General features: G+C 70.8%; 19 protein-coding genes. 9 read left to right on the forward strand and 10 right to left on the reverse strand.

The genetic code is table 11. From position 1 onward, the window contains the following. Nucleotides 1-47 precede the first annotated feature (47 nt). Complete coding sequence (locus tag J5X75_RS34715; protein ID WP_307798453.1) at nucleotides 48-818, reverse strand: SDR family NAD(P)-dependent oxidoreductase; 771 nt, start codon at nucleotides 816-818, stop codon at nucleotides 48-50. 160 nt (nucleotides 819-978) lie between these two features. After that, entirely contained in the window at nucleotides 979-1,104 is a 126-nt protein-coding gene (locus tag J5X75_RS45695; RefSeq protein ID WP_274383745.1) for a hypothetical protein, read from the reverse strand. Nucleotides 1,105-1,144: 40 nt separating this feature from the next. On the opposite strand from J5X75_RS45695, the gene J5X75_RS34720 reads away from it, so the two are divergent. Beyond that, a complete protein-coding gene (locus J5X75_RS34720; protein ID WP_208471868.1) occupies nucleotides 1,145-1,951 on the forward strand; it encodes a class I SAM-dependent methyltransferase in 807 nt (268 codons plus the stop codon). Nucleotides 1,952-1,970: 19 nt separating this feature from the next. Here the strand turns inward: J5X75_RS34720 and J5X75_RS34725 are convergent, their stop codons facing one another. The 3 genes from J5X75_RS34725 to J5X75_RS34735 all read right to left on the reverse strand — a co-directional run bounded on the left by J5X75_RS34725 (nucleotide 1,971) and on the right by J5X75_RS34735 (nucleotide 4,059). After that, nucleotides 1,971-2,621 carry a hypothetical protein gene (locus tag J5X75_RS34725; protein ID WP_208471869.1) on the reverse strand — a complete coding sequence of 217 codons (651 nt, stop codon included), beginning with the start codon at nucleotides 2,619-2,621 and terminating at the stop codon, nucleotides 1,971-1,973. A 17-nt stretch (nucleotides 2,622-2,638) separates the two neighbouring features. Then, the gene (locus J5X75_RS34730; protein ID WP_208471870.1) at nucleotides 2,639-3,478 is read right to left on the reverse strand and encodes a phosphotransferase enzyme family protein; all 840 of its coding nucleotides are present in this window, start codon (nucleotides 3,476-3,478) and stop codon (nucleotides 2,639-2,641) included. A gap of 155 nt (nucleotides 3,479-3,633) precedes the next feature. Continuing rightward, nucleotides 3,634-4,059 (reverse strand): SRPBCC family protein, encoded by a 426-nt coding sequence (locus tag J5X75_RS34735; protein WP_208471871.1) that lies wholly within the window; start codon nucleotides 4,057-4,059, stop codon nucleotides 3,634-3,636. 23 nt (nucleotides 4,060-4,082) lie between these two features. On the opposite strand from J5X75_RS34735, the gene J5X75_RS34740 reads away from it, so the two are divergent. Next, nucleotides 4,083-4,637, forward strand: a complete 555-nt coding sequence (locus J5X75_RS34740) for a TetR/AcrR family transcriptional regulator (protein WP_208471872.1) — start codon at nucleotides 4,083-4,085, stop codon at nucleotides 4,635-4,637. A 25-nt stretch (nucleotides 4,638-4,662) separates the two neighbouring features. Here the strand turns inward: J5X75_RS34740 and J5X75_RS34745 are convergent, their stop codons facing one another. Genes J5X75_RS34745 through J5X75_RS34755 form a run of 3 tightly spaced genes read right to left on the reverse strand, consistent with a single transcriptional unit; the run spans nucleotide 4,663 to nucleotide 9,238 of the window. Then, nucleotides 4,663-5,493: a hypothetical protein gene (locus J5X75_RS34745; RefSeq protein WP_208471873.1), complete on the reverse strand. Its 831-nt coding sequence runs from the start codon at nucleotides 5,491-5,493 to the stop codon at nucleotides 4,663-4,665. 47 nt (nucleotides 5,494-5,540) lie between these two features. After that, entirely contained in the window at nucleotides 5,541-6,095 is a 555-nt protein-coding gene (locus J5X75_RS34750; protein ID WP_208471874.1) for a hypothetical protein, read from the reverse strand. Nucleotides 6,096-6,145: 50 nt separating this feature from the next. Then, nucleotides 6,146-9,238, reverse strand: a complete 3,093-nt coding sequence (locus J5X75_RS34755; protein WP_208471875.1) for an AfsR/SARP family transcriptional regulator — start codon at nucleotides 9,236-9,238, stop codon at nucleotides 6,146-6,148. A 257-nt stretch (nucleotides 9,239-9,495) separates the two neighbouring features. On the opposite strand from J5X75_RS34755, the gene J5X75_RS34760 reads away from it, so the two are divergent. The 3 genes from J5X75_RS34760 (at nucleotide 9,496) to J5X75_RS34770 (ending at nucleotide 13,492) form a co-directional block, all read left to right on the forward strand. Beyond that, nucleotides 9,496-10,872, forward strand: coding sequence for a hypothetical protein (locus J5X75_RS34760; RefSeq protein WP_208471876.1), 1,377 nt, complete (start codon nucleotides 9,496-9,498; stop codon nucleotides 10,870-10,872). A gap of 14 nt (nucleotides 10,873-10,886) precedes the next feature. Beyond that, on the forward strand, nucleotides 10,887-12,110 hold the full coding sequence (locus tag J5X75_RS34765; protein ID WP_208471877.1) for an FG-GAP repeat domain-containing protein: 1,224 nt from the start codon (nucleotides 10,887-10,889) through the stop codon (nucleotides 12,108-12,110). Between the two features lie 311 nt (nucleotides 12,111-12,421). Next, a complete protein-coding gene (locus J5X75_RS34770) occupies nucleotides 12,422-13,492 on the forward strand; it encodes an ISAs1 family transposase (RefSeq protein ID WP_238490482.1) in 1,071 nt (356 codons plus the stop codon). Nucleotides 13,493-13,613: 121 nt separating this feature from the next. On the opposite strand, the gene J5X75_RS34775 is transcribed toward J5X75_RS34770, so the two are convergent. Next, nucleotides 13,614-14,048, reverse strand: coding sequence for a DUF6228 family protein (locus tag J5X75_RS34775; RefSeq protein ID WP_208471879.1), 435 nt, complete (start codon nucleotides 14,046-14,048; stop codon nucleotides 13,614-13,616). Nucleotides 14,049-14,193: 145 nt separating this feature from the next. Here J5X75_RS34775 and J5X75_RS34780 point away from each other — a divergent pair, with 145 nt between their 5' ends. The 4 genes from J5X75_RS34780 (at nucleotide 14,194) to J5X75_RS34795 (ending at nucleotide 16,247) form a co-directional block, all read left to right on the forward strand. Further along, complete coding sequence (locus tag J5X75_RS34780; protein WP_208471880.1) at nucleotides 14,194-14,367, forward strand: hypothetical protein; 174 nt, start codon at nucleotides 14,194-14,196, stop codon at nucleotides 14,365-14,367. Then, the gene (locus J5X75_RS34785; RefSeq protein WP_208471881.1) at nucleotides 14,364-14,771 is read left to right on the forward strand and encodes a hypothetical protein; all 408 of its coding nucleotides are present in this window, start codon (nucleotides 14,364-14,366) and stop codon (nucleotides 14,769-14,771) included. Before J5X75_RS34780 ends, J5X75_RS34785 begins: the two co-directional genes overlap by 4 nt. A gap of 85 nt (nucleotides 14,772-14,856) precedes the next feature. Next, nucleotides 14,857-15,852, forward strand: coding sequence for an RNA polymerase subunit sigma-70 (locus tag J5X75_RS34790; RefSeq protein ID WP_208471882.1), 996 nt, complete (start codon nucleotides 14,857-14,859; stop codon nucleotides 15,850-15,852). Then, nucleotides 15,849-16,247, forward strand: coding sequence for a DUF6069 family protein (locus J5X75_RS34795; RefSeq protein WP_208471883.1), 399 nt, complete (start codon nucleotides 15,849-15,851; stop codon nucleotides 16,245-16,247). Before J5X75_RS34790 ends, J5X75_RS34795 begins: the two co-directional genes overlap by 4 nt. On the opposite strand, the gene J5X75_RS34800 is transcribed toward J5X75_RS34795, so the two are convergent. Continuing rightward, nucleotides 16,240-16,632: a hypothetical protein gene (locus J5X75_RS34800; protein ID WP_208471884.1), complete on the reverse strand. Its 393-nt coding sequence runs from the start codon at nucleotides 16,630-16,632 to the stop codon at nucleotides 16,240-16,242. The two genes, J5X75_RS34795 and J5X75_RS34800, sit on opposite strands and share 8 nt — an antisense overlap. Nucleotides 16,633-16,713: the final 81 nt, after the last annotated feature.

The raw sequence follows: 16,713 nt of genomic DNA on the forward strand, positions 1-16,713 counted from the left end.
AGCGCTCACCACCAGCCGGGGGCCGGAACGACATGCCTGGCGGCGGCTCACCGGCCGAGGACTGCTCCGCCGTTCAGGCCGATGATCTGGCCGGTCAAGTAGCCGGCATCGGCGGAGGCCAGGTAGCGGACCGCGGCCGCCACGTCGGCCGGTGTGCCCGGGCGCCCGACCAGCGTGTCGGCGATCTTCGTGGCCGCGAACTCCGGGGTGTCCTGGCCGCGGAAGATGTCGGTGTCCTGGATGTAGCCGGGGGCCAGGACGTTCACCGTGATGCCGTCCGGGCCCAGCTGCCGGGCCAATCCGAGAGCCCAGCCGTGCAGGGCCGCCTTCGCCGCCGCGTACGAGCCGGCCGAATGTGGACCCGCACCACCCCGCTGCGCCGCCGCCGAACTGATCATGACGAGCCGCCCGCCCGGCCGGCTCAACCGGTCCAGCAGCGCGTTCGTGAGCAGCACCGCCGTGATCAGGTTGATGTCCAGGTCGTGCCGCCAGGAGGCGGCCAGCGCGCCGAGGCCCCGGTCGGCCGGCGGTGTGATGATCGCGCCCGCGTTGTTCACGAGCACGTCGACCGTACCCCGCTCGGCGATCTGATCCGCCGCGCGCCCGACCTGGTCGGGCTCCGTCAGGTCCGCCGCGATCGGGATCACGGATTCCGAGCCGGTCGCCCGGTTCATCTCCTCGGCCGCCCGCCGCAGCAGTTCCTCGCGCCGCCCGATGATGACCACCCGGTCCCCATCACTCGCGAAGGCGCCGGCGATCGCCCGTCCGATCCCCGTCCCGCCACCGGACACGACCACCAACCGAGAAGCATTGATCACGATGGCACCCTAGCCCGCTCCCGGTAGAGGTCGGGGCTGCGGGCTCCTGTCGATCCTGGACGGGCGATCGCCGCTTCCGGTGGCACCGCGCACGAGGTCGCGCGGTCGGGCTTGCGGAGCGCGCGGCCCTCCTGCCGGGGAGGCGCCGCGGCTCAGATGATCAGCCGAGCGCGGAACGTGCCTCGGCCAGGACGGTGGGCGAGGTGCTCGTTGCCAGGACGTGCTGGAGTGCCTGCCGGTAGGCCACGTCGAACGCCTCCGCGGCGATCATCGACCGCAGATCCACCAGGCCGATGGCGCCGTCCAGGCGTTGTATCGTCGTCGAGGTGGAACTCGCCGGGGTGCAGAAGACCCTCAGCCCCGTCCTCAAGGCCAAGGCGCTGGACAACCGGCTGCCGGCCCCCATTCTCGGCGACACGTACGCCGAGCGGGTGATGCGCCGCCTCGACCCCGGCTATGACCGGGGCAGATTCGGGGCCGGCCAGCTGGGGCTCTCCGCCGTGGTGCGCGCGAAGGCCCTGGACGACTGGGCGCGGGAGTTCCTCGCCGATCATCGCGAGGCGGTGGTGCTGAACCTGGGTTGTGGCCTCGACGCCCGGGTGTTCCGGATCGATCCGCCCGCCACCGTGAACTGGTTCGATCTGGACTTTCCGGCCGTCGTCGACCTGCGGCGGCGACACCTGCCGCCGCGCGAGCACTGCACGCTGATCGGCTCGGACGTCACCGATCTCACCTGGCTGGAGCGGATTCCGCGCGGCCGGCCGATGCTCATGATCGCCGAGGGGCTGGTGCCCTACCTGACGGAGGACGACCTCCGGCGGCTGCTGGTCACCCTCGTCGACGCCTTTCCCACCGGTCAGATGCTGTTCGACACGGTGTCGGTCGCGGCATGGCGCGGTTCGCGGTGGGATCCGATCGGGCGCCGGTACAACGCCCGGTTCCGGTGCGGCTTCGACGACCCGGCCGCGCTGGCCGATCGGCACCCCCGGCTCCGGTACGTCGGCGAGGCCCCGATGAACGACTCGCCGCTGCTGATGGAGCGGGCGCCCACGGCCACCCGTCGGGTGTATCGCCTGCTCAACCTGTTCCCGGGTTTCCGGCGGTCCAGCCGCGTCCTGCGATTCCGGTTCTGAGGCCACCGGACGGCACCGGTCAGAGCGAGGCGATCCAGGGTTCTCCGGCGCCCGCGCGTTCCGCGCGGTGACCGGGCGGCAGGTTGAGCACGTCGATCAGGGTGGGGTCCTCGTCGATGGCGTGATGCAGGTGCCCGATCCGGCCGGTCGCGGGGTCGGCGGCGGAGGCACCGATCAGCTGCCACATGTCGTCGTCCTCGTCGTGGGCGACCAGCAGGACCGGCTCGCGGTGTTCGAAGACCTCGGCGGTCTGGATGCAGGGGGTGCCCATCAGCCAGTGCCGCATCCACCAGGCCCGCCGGTCGCGTTCCATGACGTGGTCGGTCACCCACCAGATGAACGGCAGGGTGTCATGGGCGCGCGCCTCGGCGGCGGTCAGGTCGGGGCCTCCCTCGGGGACCCGCTCGAACGGCTCGTCGACGAGCGAGAACGCCCGGCCGTCCTCGTTGACGAAGATGATGGCGTGGAACGTGCCGCCGCCGGGGTTGCCGGCGCCGATGCCGACGGTCAGGCGGGCGATGTGCTGGTCGGTGCCGGTGGTCCAGCCGAACGCGTAGGACGCCAGTTCGCCGCCCGGGCCCACGAATTCGCCGAACGCCCGCCGGTCCATGCCCGTGGCGTCGCCTGTCGGCACCTCGACGAATGCGCCTTCCAGCACCTTCACGTTCATCCTGGCACGATAGCCGATCACGAAGAGCGAAGGCGGCTGAGCCATTCGCCGGCCAGGTGGCGGCCGTTCGGGAGCCGGTCGTCGCGGTCCCAGCGCCAGGTGGTGGCCATCGCCAGGGTGAGCAGCCGGCAGTCGTGCAGCAGTGCGGGGTCGGCGCCCGGATAGTGGTCGCCGGCGTCGTCGGGCGCGTGGGCGAGATCGAATTCGACCGGGCCCCGGCAGCACGTCTCCAGGTCGATGAAGAGCGGGCCGGCCGGCGTCGGCAGGAGGTTGCCGGGGTGCGGCTCGCCGTGCAGGAGCTGCTCGGCGTGAGCGCGTTCGCCGATGGTGAGGCGCAGCCGTCGCAGCGTGGAGTCGAGGAGTTCGCGGTCGTCAGCGGTGAGGCCGGGCGTACGGTCGTGGTCGGCCAGGAGGCGTTGTGCCTGTTCGACCCGGTCGGTGAAGTGGGGCGCCGGGACGTCGAGGTTCCGCATGCCGGCGTGCAGCCGCCGCAGCGCCCCGGCGTAGGCGGCCGGTGTGATCTCGCCGGTCGACGGCTCGTGGTAGGTCCACAGCGTGACCTCGTGGCCGTCCCACCGGTAGGCGCGCGGCTGAACGCGAGGGTCGGGTGCCGCCACCGGGCTGCCCGCGGTCGCCAGCCGCTGCGCGATCTCGATCTCGAACCGGGCGGCCTGGAGTCCCGCCCGGGACACCCGGGCCAGCACGTCGCACGGCAGCAGGCGCAGCGTGATCCGGTTCGACTCCTGGAGAACGACGGTGTCCTCGACCGGCAGGCCGAGGGTCGACGCCACCGATCGGGCCGCGGCCACGGCGCGGTTCGCCGGTGTGTCGGCGAGGTCGTTCGATACCGGTCGCATGCGCCGACCCTAACCAGGCGGGATGGTTGCCCCGGGCATGACCGAAGGTGCGGCGGAACACGTCGATGACCACCCGCACTGATGCGCCACCGTGGTCACCGGCGTCCTGTCGGCCGGAGCTCTTCGGCGCTGGCACCGGGTGCCACAGAGGCGGGTCACGGGTGGACCGTGGCCGCCCGGCGGGCGAAGCCGGTGCTCTCCCGGCGCAGCGAGGACCGCATCATGCCGCCGAACACCGTCGACGCGACGCCGGCCGCCCGGCCGGCGGTTTCCAGGACGAGTGTCATCCGAGTGCCCGCGCCGACCGGCTCGAGCAGGTGACGGCCGGTCAGCCGCAGGAATGTCCGGTGGGTCTCCCAGGTGAACTCACGCATCGGCTCGAGGCGGGTCACCGTCCAGACGGCGCTGGTCTGGCCGGGTTGTTTGAGCCGTGCGGAGCTGCCGACGCGGAGCTCGCCCGCGTCGAGCCGCTCCAGTCGTTGCACTGTCGGCAGGAAGGCCGGCCAGTCGTCGATGCGAGTGGTCAGGCTCCAGATCAGCTCGACCGGCGCGTCGATATGGGTGATCTCCTCGTAGCGCATGCGGCCACTGTACCATTTGGTACATGTCTGAAGCTCGCACCGAACTGCTCGGCCGGATCCTCGACGTCGCCGCCCGGGACGGCCTGGCCGACCGCAGCCTGCGCGAGATCGCGGCAGGCGCCGGCACCAGCCACCGCATGCTGCTGTTCCACTTCGGCTCCCGGGAGGGCCTTCTCGCCGCCGTGGTCGGCGCGATGGAGGCACGGCAGCGGGCCGCGATGACGGCGTCGGCCGAGACCGCGGCGACCCCGGAGGAGCTGATGACCGATGTCTGGCGGGCCGTCTCGAGTCCGGAGGCGCGACCGTTCGTGCGACTCTTCTTCGAGGTGTTCTCGCTCACCACCCGCGGGGCGGCGCCCGGACCGGCCGCCCTCACCGCGAGCTGGCTGGACGATGCCGAGAAGGCGGGCCAGCGGCTCGGCATCACCACCGACCGGGCGATGGCACGCCTGGGTGTGGCCGTGGCCCGCGGCCTTCTGATGGACCTGCTCGCCGGCGAGGACCCGGCCGAGGTGGACGCGGCCCACGAACTGTTCGTCCGGCTCGCCGGTCAGGCCTCTCCGCCCCCCACCACGTGAGACCGGCCGCATGAGGGCGTCGTGGTCACTGTGGAGCGCTGTTCGGATCCGGCGAGTGGCGGTCGATCGAGGGCTGGTCGTCCCCAGCGCTCGCATCCGCTTGTCCGGCCGGGACCCAGTGGCGCTCGGCGGTCACCGGATCCGTTGCGATCTCGGGCGGCCGCATGAGGGTGCAGCGGTAACGCCTCCGGACGAGGTCGTACTCGAGCCGGGCCAGCACGAGGGTCGCCAGGGTGCCGATCACGCTGATCGGTATCGACACGTAACCGGGCACCCGGGAGTGCGCGCCGAGGCCGAGCAGCAGCCCGCCGACGCTCACCCACGGCGTGATCAGGGCCGGCAACAGGGGATTCACGTCCCCGGCGTTGAAGAAGTTGCGTGCGATCAACAACAGGGTCGTGACGACCAGCATGATGGTCCAGACCTGGGGCACCTGGGCCAGGTAGAACAGCCACCGCGGCATGGGATGGGCCGCGGTGTAGTCGGCCAGCCAGCTGACCGGCAACACCACCAGACCGACGAGGTAGCACGAGAGGAAGCGCCACGCCGCAGGTCGGATCCGGCGCCAGCCCTCGGTGTAGGTGTCGAACTGATTGAGGTAGGCCAGGCCGCCGAAGAACGCCACGCCGAACATGAGGATCCCGCTTGCCATGGCCTTCACCAGGGAATCGGTGAGATCCTCGCGATCGGTGCCGAAGGCGGCCAGCAGGACGAGGAAGGTCAGTGCCTGGGCCGCCATCCGCAGCAGGCTGAGCCGTGCCACCGCGGGATCGACTCGCAGCCGCGGGGTGAACCATCGCCAGGCGAGGAAGAGCGGCCACAACACAGGCGACAGCACCCATCGAAGCGTTCGCATGAATGCAGAGTAGGTGCGCCGCCACACCGCCGGGTCGGCTCCCGGCGTCAGGACAGCGCGGCGCACGCCTCGGCGACCGCCGGTGACAGGCCCTCGTCGCCGCAGTCGATGCTCGCGCCCCGCTCCACCAGCTTCCAGGCGCCGTCGACCGCGCGGAGGAAGAGCTGGTCGCCCTCGAAACGCTGGGCGGTACGGGCCGGGACGGTGAACACGCGGGCGTAGCCGTTGCGGCAGACCGGGATCTCGACGGCCTCCACCTTGAGTCCGATGGCCGGGTCGTCCACCAGTTTCGCGGCCACCGGCAGGATGACGGCGGGGGCGCATTCGGGGTCGGTGGGCGCGGGCACGGGGTCCAGCGGGCGGGCGCTGGCCGTACCGGAGACGGGTTCGGGCTTGCTGGTCTTGATCTTGGCCTTGACCGGGCTGGTGGGAGCCGGGCTGGTCGTCGGAGGAGAGGTCGTAGGGGACGTCGTGGGAGCGGTCGTGGGAGCGGTCGTGGGAAAGGTCGGGCTGGCGGCGGTCGGGGGGCCGGCCGGGGTGCTCGAACAGCCCGCCACGACGGCGGTGAGGCAGAGGGTCATGGTCAGGATCGCGGTCTTCATCGGTGGCCTCCGTGGGTCGCGGGATGTGCGGCCACGCTAGGAAGCCGCGCCTACCGAAACCTGGAATCTTCCTTGAACGCCCCGTTCCCGCTCAGCCAGGAAAGCTCGCAGAAGCACCCTGACCTGCGCGTCCATTGATGCATCTCGCCGGCCTCACGGATGCCGAGACGGCTGAACGTGGCGTACGCGGACTGCCACGCCTGATGGGCCGCCCCGCAGTCACCGGCCAGCGCGTGCGCCGCTCCGATGTCGCGCAGGGTGCGGGCGCGGCCGAGTTCGTGGTGGAGTTCGGTCCACACCGCGTACGCCAGAAAGAGGTCTTGAAGTGCCTCGGCCGCACGGCCCGCCGCCAGGTGCATCTCGCCGAGCGTGCGGCGCAGCAGGGCGGCACCGAACCGGTCCTGGGCGTCGACGCAGAGCCGGAGACCACGGTGGAGCGGTTCGGCGGCCCGTTCGGGACGGCCCTGCCGGATCCACACCTTGGCCAGGCTCTGCGCGGTGTAGCAGGCCAGCAGCGGATCGCTGCGGTGCAGCACCATGTCGTGGGCGCGGGCGCACCACAGTTCGGCGGCGTCCAGGTCACCGCGGGCCCGGTGGATCAGGCCGATGCCGCGCACGGCGATCGCCTCGCCGCGCCAGTGCCCGGCCGAGCGGTACATGGTGGTGGCCCGTTCCAGGTAGCGCATGGCCTGGTCGTCGTTGCCGAGTTCGCGGTGGGAGTGGCCGAGGCAGTAGGTGGCGTGGGCGGCGCCGGCGCGGTCACCGACGCGTTCCAGAATCGGAAGGGCCCGTTCCAGCATCGGTACGGCTTCGCGGTTGCGGCCCACCTCGCGCAGCACGGTGCCGAGCCCGCTGATGGCGGCGGCGTGGCCGTGCTCGTGGCCGACCTGGCCGAAGAGGTCGATGGCCGCGGTGAAGTGGCGTTCCGCGTCGTCGAAACGGTCCTCCTTGTACCGCAGCAGGCCCACCCCGCAGGACATCACCGCTTCGGCGACCCGGTTGCCGCTCGCCCGGGCGGCCGTGTGCGCGGCGTGGTGTGCCCGGTTCCACCGGCCGAAGTCGTTGTTCACGCCGAACGAGGCGTAGACCATCGCGTCGGCGAGCACGCAGGCCTCCTCGACCAGGCCGGTCTCGGCGGCCCGGACCACGGTGGTGACCAGCGCGTCGGCCTCCGTGGCCAGCCAGTCGGCGCCGCCCGAGTCCGGGTGCAGAACGCTCGGGTCCACGCCGGTGGCCGGGCCGATGCCCTGGTGGAAGCGGGCGATCGCGAACGGCAGTGACTCCCCCATCCGGTCGACGAGTTCGGTCGCGGCGACGACCGTGCGCCGGACCGCCGCGGTGAGATCGGCCTGATCGTCCTCGGCGAGGGCGCGTTCCCGGGCGTACAGCCGGACCAGCTCGTGCATGCGGTAGCGGACGACCGAGTCGACCGGGCAGTCGTCGATCTCGACCAGCCGGGCGTCGAACAGGTGCTCCAGCAGGTCCGCGGCGTCGTCGACGGACCGGCCGAACAGGGCGGCGGCGGTCCATTCGGTGAAGGTGGCGCAGCCGAGAAAACCGAGAAGACGAAACCCTTGGCGTACGGCCGGCGGCAGCCCCTCATAGCCGACCCCGACACAGATCCGTACGGCGAGTCCGTCGACCGCCATCTCGTCGAGCCGTCGCCGCTCGTCGCGCATCCGGTCGAGCAGGCGGGTGATCCGCCAGTGCGGGCGGGCGGCCAGGCGCGCCGCGACGATCCGCAGCGCGAGCGGCAGGCCGGCGCACATGGCGGCCAGTTCGGCGGCGGCCTCCGGTTCGCGGGCCACCCGTTCCGGGCTGATGATGCGGCGCAGCAGGGTGAGCGACTCGTCCCGGCTGAACAGCCGCAACTCGACGTGTTCGGCGCGGGGGACGGTGGTGAGCCGGGCCCGGCTGGACACGATGAGCGCCGTCCCGGGCACCCCCGGCACCAGCGGCCGGATCTCGGCGGCGCCGGCCGCGTTGTCGATGATGATCAGCAGCCGCCGGTCGCGGATGGTGGCCCGGTAGCGGGCGGCCTTGTCCTCGATCGTGGTCAGCCGGTGGGTGTCCGCGACGCCGAGGGCACGCAGCACCCGGTCGACGAGTTCGCCGGTGTGACCGTCACGGCCGTCGGAGCCGACCAGGATCTGGCCGTCCGGGTAGACCGGGCGCAGCAGGTTCGCCAGGTGGACGCTGAACGAGGTCTTGCCGATGCCGCCCGGGCCGGTGACCACGACCACCTGGCGGTCGTCCTCGCCCCGCCGGCTGCCGAGCGTGGTGAGGACCTGCGCGATCTCCGGTTCGCAGCCGGTGAAGTCGTCGAGGCCGACCGGGAGCTGCCGGCCGGGGACGGCCACCGGGTCCTCGGCCGGTTCCGGCGGTTCGGGCGGCGCCGGCCGCTGCGGGTCGCCGCGCAGGATCCGCTGGTGCAGCTCCTGGGTCTCCGGGGACGGGTCGATGCCGAGCTCGTCGGCCAGGTGACGGCGGCTGCGGTCGTACCGTTCCAGGGCTTCGGTCCGGCGGCCGTCGAGGTGCAGGCCGCGGATCAGGCGCAGGATCAGCGGCTCGGCGAGCGGATGGCTGTCGACGACCGGGGACAGCCGGTCGACGACGGTCGCGTACCGGCCGGCGCCGATCTCCGCGTCCGCCCAGTCGGCGAGCACACCGTGGATCTGCTGGCGGATCCCCTCGCGCAGCCGGTCCACCCACTCCCCGCTCAGCCCGGCCAGCGGCTCGCCGTGCCACTGCTCGACGGCTTGCCGCAGCAGCTCCAACCGGGCCGGATCGCCATCCGGATGCTCCCGGGCCTGCGCGGCGAGGCGGCGGAACACGTGCAGGTCGACCAGTTCCGGATCGGCGTCGAACAGGTATCCGCCGGGCTTGCGCCGCAACGCCGGCGCGTCCGGGGACGCCGCGAGCAGGATCCGGCGCAGCCGTGCCAGGTACGTGTACAGGACGTTGCGTGCCTCCGCCGGCGGGGAGTCGTCCCACACCCGGTCGATGAGGGTCTCGGTCGGCACCACGCTGCCCGCGTCGACCAGCAGCGCGGCCAGCACGGTCCGCTGTTTGAGCGGGCCCGGCGCGATCGCGCGGCCGGACGCCCGCAGCTGCACCTCACCCAGCAACCGGAACTCGATCATGTCGGCGTCCCGGCCGTCAAGGATCGGTCAAGGTTCGTTCCCGTCCGCCGCGCGAAGGTCTTGCCAGCCGAAACGTCCGGCCGGAAGCCGGGAAAGGGAACGCCCGAGAAAACGAGCAACTCACACCCCGTACGTCAGTGAGGCCGCCGACCGGCTCCTCACATGATCCTTTGCTGCCTCAGAACACCCTATGCGCGGCTTTTCGCCGTCGCCAGTAGCGATTGCTGTCAATTCCTTCCGACATCAGGGGTACGACCATGTCTCGTCACACCGCACGACTCATCGCGCTCACCGTCGCGTCGGCCGGCGTCCTCGCGGTCCCGGCCGTCGCCCACGCGTCCGTCACCAACGGCCCGATCGGCCGTTCCGAGATCCTCGCCCGCGCCCAGTACTGGGTGGACTCCGGCATCACCTACACCCAGACCGGCACCTGGTTCCAGGACCCGGAGGGCGACAAGACGTACCGGCGGGACTGCTCGGGCCTGGTGTCGATGGCCTGGCACCTCGGCACCAGCTACGTCACCGGCGACTTCCAGGGCTCCTCCCAGTACTGGACCCGGCTCGCCAGCCGCGACCAGCTCGCCCCCGGTGACGCGATCGTCCGCAACGGGCACATGGAGCTGTTCTCGCACTGGAAGAACCCCGGCAACCACAACGACGGCGCGTACGTGTACTCGTTCAACAACACCGGCGAGACGGTGCAGAACCCGTGGGCCGACAGCAACAAGGGCAACGAGGGCTTCAACAGCGCGGCCGACCTGGCGTCGTACACCCCGATCCGGCGTACCGGCCTGGCCGCCGCCAACCGCGACTCGCTGTCCGCCGACGGCCACGCCGAACTGGTCCGCAAGGACGCCGCCGGTGGCCTGTTCGCCTACTACAACAACGGTCTCAACAGCGCGGGCGGCGTCAACTGGAGCGGCGACGTGCAGGTCGGCAACGGGTGGACCGACCCGGACGGCGCCGTCTACTTCGCCGACCTGGACGGCAACGGCCAGACCGACGCGATCCGCAAGGATGCGGCCGGCGCCCTGCTCGCCTACTACAACCACGGGATCACCGGATCCATGACGGTCCGCTGGACCGGGCCGAAGCAGATCGGCGTCGGCTGGACCATGGCCGACGACGCGGTGTACTTCGCCGACCTCACCGGCGACGGGTACGCCGAAGCCATCCGCAAGGACCCCAACGGCGATCTCTTCGCCTACTACAACAACGGCGTCCACGGCACCGGCGCGGTGGCCTGGAGCGGTCCGGTACGGATCGGCATCGGGTGGCCGGCCGACGGCAACGCCATCCAGTTCGCCGACCTCTCCGGAGACGGGTACGCCGAAGCCATCCGCAAGGACGGCGACAAGCTGTTCGCCTACTACAACAACGGCATCAACGGCGACATGACCGTCCGGTGGAACGGGCCCGTCGAGATCGACGCCGGCCTGACCGTTCCGGACACCTCCGTCTACTTCGGCGACCTCAACGGCGACACCCGCGCCGACCGCGTCACCAAGGAGGGCACCGACCTGGTGGTCCGCTACAACGACGGCATCACCGGCGACCTGCGGGTCACCTGGAGCAGCCCGAAGGCCATCGGCAACGGCTGGGACATGGCCGACACCTCCATCTACGTCGCGTGAGCCGGGAGCCCGCCATGACGAACCTCGCCCGCCGCCTGCTCGCCCTCACCGCCACCGTGGCCGTCCTCACCGGCGTCACCGCGGCGCCCGCCTACGCCTGGGACACCGTGGCGTGTGACCCCGCCGGCGTCACCAGCCGCGACACCCAACTCGCCCAGCAGCTCAACCCGCAGCTCACCGGCCAGATGAAGAACCGGCTCACCGGCTACAAGATCTCCTGCGCCCGCATGGTCGTCGACGCGGTCCGGGCCCGGAACCTGCCCCTGCACGCGGCGACCATCGCGGTCACCACGACGATCCCGGAAACCACCATCGAGAACGTCTCCTACGAGTACGACCACGACAGTCTCGGCCTGTTCCAGCAGCGCGCCTCCTGGGGCACCCGCGAGCAGCGGCTGAACCCGGCCTGGGCGACCAACGCCTTCCTCAACAAGATGCTCCAGCTCTACCCCGGCGGCACGTGGCAGAACACGGCGGTCGGCGTCGTCTGCCAGCGCGTCCAGGTGTCCGCCTACCCGGAGCGCTACCAGCCGGAGGCGGCCGACGGGGCGCGCATCGCGGCGGCGCTGTGGAGCCGTCGCGGTGACTCGCTGTCCGGCGATCGCCACGCCGAGGTGGTCCGCAAGCGCGACGGCATCCTGCGGGCCTCCTACAACAACGGCGTCAACGGCGACCTGACCGTACGGTGGGGCGACCCGGTGCAGATCGGCACCGGCTGGAACTTCGCGGACGGCGCGGTGTATTTCGCCGACCTCTCCGGGGACGGATACGCCGAAGTGATCCGCAAAACCGACGGCGACCTCTACGCCTACTACAACAACGGCATCAACAGCGACCTCACCGTACGGTGGGGCGACCCGGTGCGCATCGGCAACGGCTGGAACTATCCCGACAGCGCCGTCTATTTCGCCGACCTCACCGGAGACGGATACGCCGAAGCCATCCGCAAAACCGACGGCGACCTCTACGCCTACTACAACAACGGCATCAACAGCGACCTCACCGTACGGTGGAGCGGCCCCGTCCGCATCGGCAACGGCTGGACCGACGCCGATAGCGCCGTCTATTTCGCCGACCTCTCCGGAGACGGATACGCCGAAGTGATCCGCAAGGAGAACGGGAACGTGTTCGCCTATTACAACAACGGCATCAACGGCGACCTGACCGTCCGGTGGGGCGAGCCGGTGCAGATCGGCACCGGCTGGAATGATCCCGACAGCGCCCTGTACTTCGTCTGAGCGGCGGAAAAATCCGTCGCGAAAGCTACAGAGGTTCGAATCCCCCACCCGCCACAGGCTAGGGAAACGGCAGGGCCTCGGCAAAGTCGCGGTGATGTCCGGTTCAACCGGTTAGATGCAGAAGCGCCGCTGTTGGTGATAGCAAGACGGGCATGACCGGTTCAGATGATCATCAAGGTTCCTACGCCACGATGATCTATCCGAAGTGAGTCATGCCCGCACTGCCATCATCGCTGATCTCCTCTTTGTCTGATGCACCGGCTCTGACCGTGCCGGAAACCGCTGGTGGGCTACCCGCCGCACTGGCCGCGATGCGTGATCCGCGGGCCCGCCGGGGTGTCCGGCACCAACTCAGCGTGGTGGTGACCGCAGCGGTGTGCGCCGTGGTGGCCGGTTACCGCTCGTACGCCGCGATCGCGGAATGGGTGGCCGACGTGCCAGCCGAGACGGTCCAGGCACTGGGTATCGCCGCTGATCGACGCCCGTCCGAAGCAATGATCCGCCGGCTGTTGCAGGGCCTGGATGCGGACCTGCTGACCACCGTGATCGGTGCCTGGCTCGCCAGCCGAACCCTTGCGGACATCCCGGCAGGCCGACGGGCGATCGCAGTCGACGGTAAGACCCTGCGCGGCTCCCGCACCACCGATACGGCTGCCGATCACGTGATGGCCGCCTGCGACCAGGCCACTGGCGTGGTCCTGGCCAGCACCGACGTCGACGGCAAGACCAATGAAATCACCCGGTTCGCGCCCCTGCTCGACCAGATCAGCGACCTGCGCGACACCGTGATCACCGCTGACGCGATGCACTGCCAGCGCGACCATGTCACCTACCTCGCCGAACGCGGTGCACACTGGATCCTGACAGTGAAAGGCAACCAGCCCCACCTGCATAAACAGCTCACCGGCCTGCCCTGGAAAGCCGTCCCGGACGCCGCCCGTGACGACGACCGCGGGCACGGCCGCCGCGAGATCCGCACACTGAAAATCCTGACCGTCTCCACCGGCATCGACTTCCCGCACGCCGCCCAGGCCCTGCAGATCCGGCGCCGCCGACGACGGCTCGACGAGGCGAAACGCTTCACCACCGAGACCGTCTACGCCATCACCGACCTGCACGTCCACCAGGCCAAACCCCACCAACTGGCCGCTTGGATCCGCGGACACTGGTCCATCGAGAACAAGATCCACTGGGTGCGAGACGTCACCTACGACGAAGACCGTTCCCAAATCCGCACCGGCACCGGCCAACAGGTCATGGCCGCCCTACGCAACGCCGCCATCGGTGCACTACGCCTCAACGGCTTCAGCAACATCGCCGCCGCCAACCGCCATCACGCCCGCGACAGCACCCGCCCACTCGACCTACTCGGAATCACCTGACGACTTTGCCGGGGCCCTGAGGGAAACGGCCCCGGTACCAGCGGAAACGCTGTGCCGGGGCCGCTCTCGTCGCGATCTGGCGGAGTCCGGCTCTCCACCGCGGTTGGGGGCGGACCGGGGGCTACAGACGCGACCAGGCGGCGAGATTCCCGGCGAGCCGGCTCATCTCCTCCCCTGCTTCCAGCACGAACACGGCGGTGGCAGACCAGGCGCTGTCATCCCCACTGGGGCCGGATGGCCTCAACGTCACACGTAGGGACACATGGCGACGTCGATCGTGCCGGGCATCGACAGTCAACTCGCGTTCCATCGACTGCCATACGCGAGAGCCGTCCCACCCATGCCAGTCGGCCACGAGGTCATCCAGAAACCCGGCAAGCGTCGTTTCGCGGCCGTCGAACCCGCTCCCGACCGTCGCCGTCGTCACCGCGGTCATGCCGTCTTCGTGCAGCTCGGTCCTGACCGTAAAGATGTAGCCGTCCCCATGGAGGTCTTCCGGCGTGTGCACCACCCAGCGTGCGGCGCCGGCCCTGCCCAGCACGAACGGCTCACTCATGGGGTGAAAGTATGCCCGGCGGACTGTCAGGTGCGCCTCGGCCCGGCTTCGGAGCGCCGAGGAGGCTCACCACCTCGTCCCCGCCGGTGCACCTTTCGCCATGCCGCGCTGGCTCCGACCTGCGGTGCGGCCGTACTCTGGCGTCATGAGCAACCCGGAAACCGACGACAAGTCGTTCGCTGACCTGCTCGCCGAGAACGGCCGGCCGGTCTCGGACGAGGGCTGGGAGCGTGCCCGCCGGTCGCTCGCCGAGGCCCGTGCCCGCCGCGATCCGGACGCCCGGGCCGCCCTGGTCGCCAGCCTGCGCCGCGCCGCGTGAGCGAAGAGCACGCCCCGCGTACCGTCGCTCTGGTTCTCGATCCCTCCGCCATCGCGGGATTCGCCCGCGGCAGTGTCGCGGTCGGGGAGCTGCTCGCCGAGATCGACGCCGAGGGTGACAGCGCCCTCGTCCCCCTGCCGTGCCTGACCGAGGCGGCCGCCCTGATCGCCGAGGACGAGCTGCCGTGGCTCGACATTCTGCTCGGCCACGCCGCCACCCAGATGGCCGTCGACGACCCGGCGGACTGGCGCATGGTGGCCGGTCTGCGCCGGCTCGTCGGCAGCTACCCGCACGCGGTCGCCGCCTGGCTGGCCCTGGAACACGGCGTCGACGTGATGACCCGCAATCCCGGGCTGTACGCCGAACTCGGCGGCGGCGGCATGGTCCTCCCCTTCGACGATTAGAGCCGCGCCGCCCTGCGGTGATGAGTTTCGCCGCCGGTGCCCGTCATATCGGTGACGGGCACACGATGAGCGGAAGGATGACGTCATGGATACGGACACGCGGCCGGTGGACCTGGGCGAGATCGACGAGCCGGCGTTCTCGGCACTGGCCGAGCGGCACCGGCGGGAGCTGCACGTGCACTGCTACCGGATGCTCGGATCGTTCGAGGACGCCGAGGACACCGTGCAGGAGACGTTCCTGCGGGCCTGGCGGCGGCGGGAGACCTTTCAGGGGCGGTCGACGTTCCGCGCCTGGCTGTACCGGATCGCCACCAACGCCTGCCTGGACCTGCTGGCCAAGTGCCGGCCGGAGCCGGCGGCCGGCGGCGAGGTGCGGTGGTTGCAGCCCTACCCGGACCGGCTGCTCGACGAGCTGTCCGCCGACGGCACCGACGAGCCGGAAGCCCTCGCCGTGGCGCGGGAGACCATCGAACTGGCCTACCTGGTCGCCGTCCAGCACCTGGCGCCGCGGCCCCGGGCCGTCCTGATTCTGCGCGACGTGCTCGGCTGGCCGGCCAGGGACGTCGCGGAACTGCTCGGCGACTCGGTCAACTCGGTGAACAGCGCCCTCCAGCGCGCCCGCGCCGGCATGCGCGAGAACCTGCCGGCCGAGCGGCAGGACTGGACCGGCGGCGAGGACGACGCCGCCACCCGCGACCTGGTGCGCCGGTTCACCGACGCGAGCGTGGCCACCGACATCCCGGCGCTGACCACGATGCTGCGCGAGGACGTGCGCTTCTCGATGCCACCCACCCCGGGCCTGTACGTGGGCCGCGACGCGGTCGTGAACAACTGGGTCGAGGGCGGTTTCGAGGGCATGACGGGCCTGCGCGCCGTCCCGACCGCCGTGAACCGGCAGCCCGCCGTCGCCTGCTACCTCTGGAACGCGGGAGAACGCGCCTACCTGCCGCTGACGATCGACGTCCTGCGCATCACCGGCGGGGTGGTCACCGAGGTGTTCACCTTCCACAACGACCGGTTCCCGGCGCTCGGGCTGCCGGAGCGGCTGGCGGCGGACGGCACCGAGGAGGCCCGGCGATGAGCGGCACGATCAGGATCGCCGGCATCGGTGTGCTCGCCACGGTCGCGGCGGTCGTCGCCACCACCGCCGCGGCCGCGCTCGCCCTGGCCGCGGGTGTCTCATTCGAGATCCCCGACGGCGGCGAGGCGATCCCGTTGGCCGGATTCGCCACGGTGACCGGCTTCTTCTCGATGGTGGGTGTGGTCATCGCGGTCGCTCTGCGGCGCTGGAGCGCCCGCCCCGCCGAACGGTTCGTGTGGTCGGCCGTGGCGCTGACCGCGATCTCCCTGGTGCCGCCGGTGATCGCCGGCGCGGGCACCGCCACCGCCGTCACCCTCATCGGGCTGCATCTGGTGGCGGCGGCGGTGATGATTCCGAGCCTGGCGCTGAGCCTGCGCTCCCGGCCGCTCAGGTGACCGCGATGTTGGCCTGGGTGGCATCGGTCCGGGTGGAGAACTGCCGCAGGCACTGCCCGGTCTCGTCGGCGATCTCGTAGACCGCCCGCCGGAACGAGTTGTAGGCGCGCTGGCTCTCCCCCGGCGCGATCACCTTGCCGAGCTTGCGGCTGCCCACGTAGTCCCGCCAGTACACGTGGATGTCCGCGCTGGTCTCGTTGCTGATGTAGAGCGGGATCCGCGTCAGGTCCGCGCTCGTGTCACCGGATTTCATTCTCTGGCTGCACGGGAACGGGTAGACCCCGTAGTAGGTGAACCCGCTGGGAACCGCGACGGCCTGCCCGGCCCCGACGACGGCGAGCGCCGTTCCGGCCGCGACCGCGCCGGCCAAACGTGAAGTCCTCATCGGAAAACCTCCGACTGATGGTGGATGTCGACGTCGCGCGCGAGCAAGGTCAACGTATCCGCTCCACCCGCCGCACGAAGC

It is taken from the genome of Actinoplanes flavus (assembly GCF_017592555.1).
In the GTDB taxonomy this organism is placed as follows: Bacteria; Actinomycetota; Actinomycetes; order Mycobacteriales; family Micromonosporaceae; genus Actinoplanes; species Actinoplanes flavus.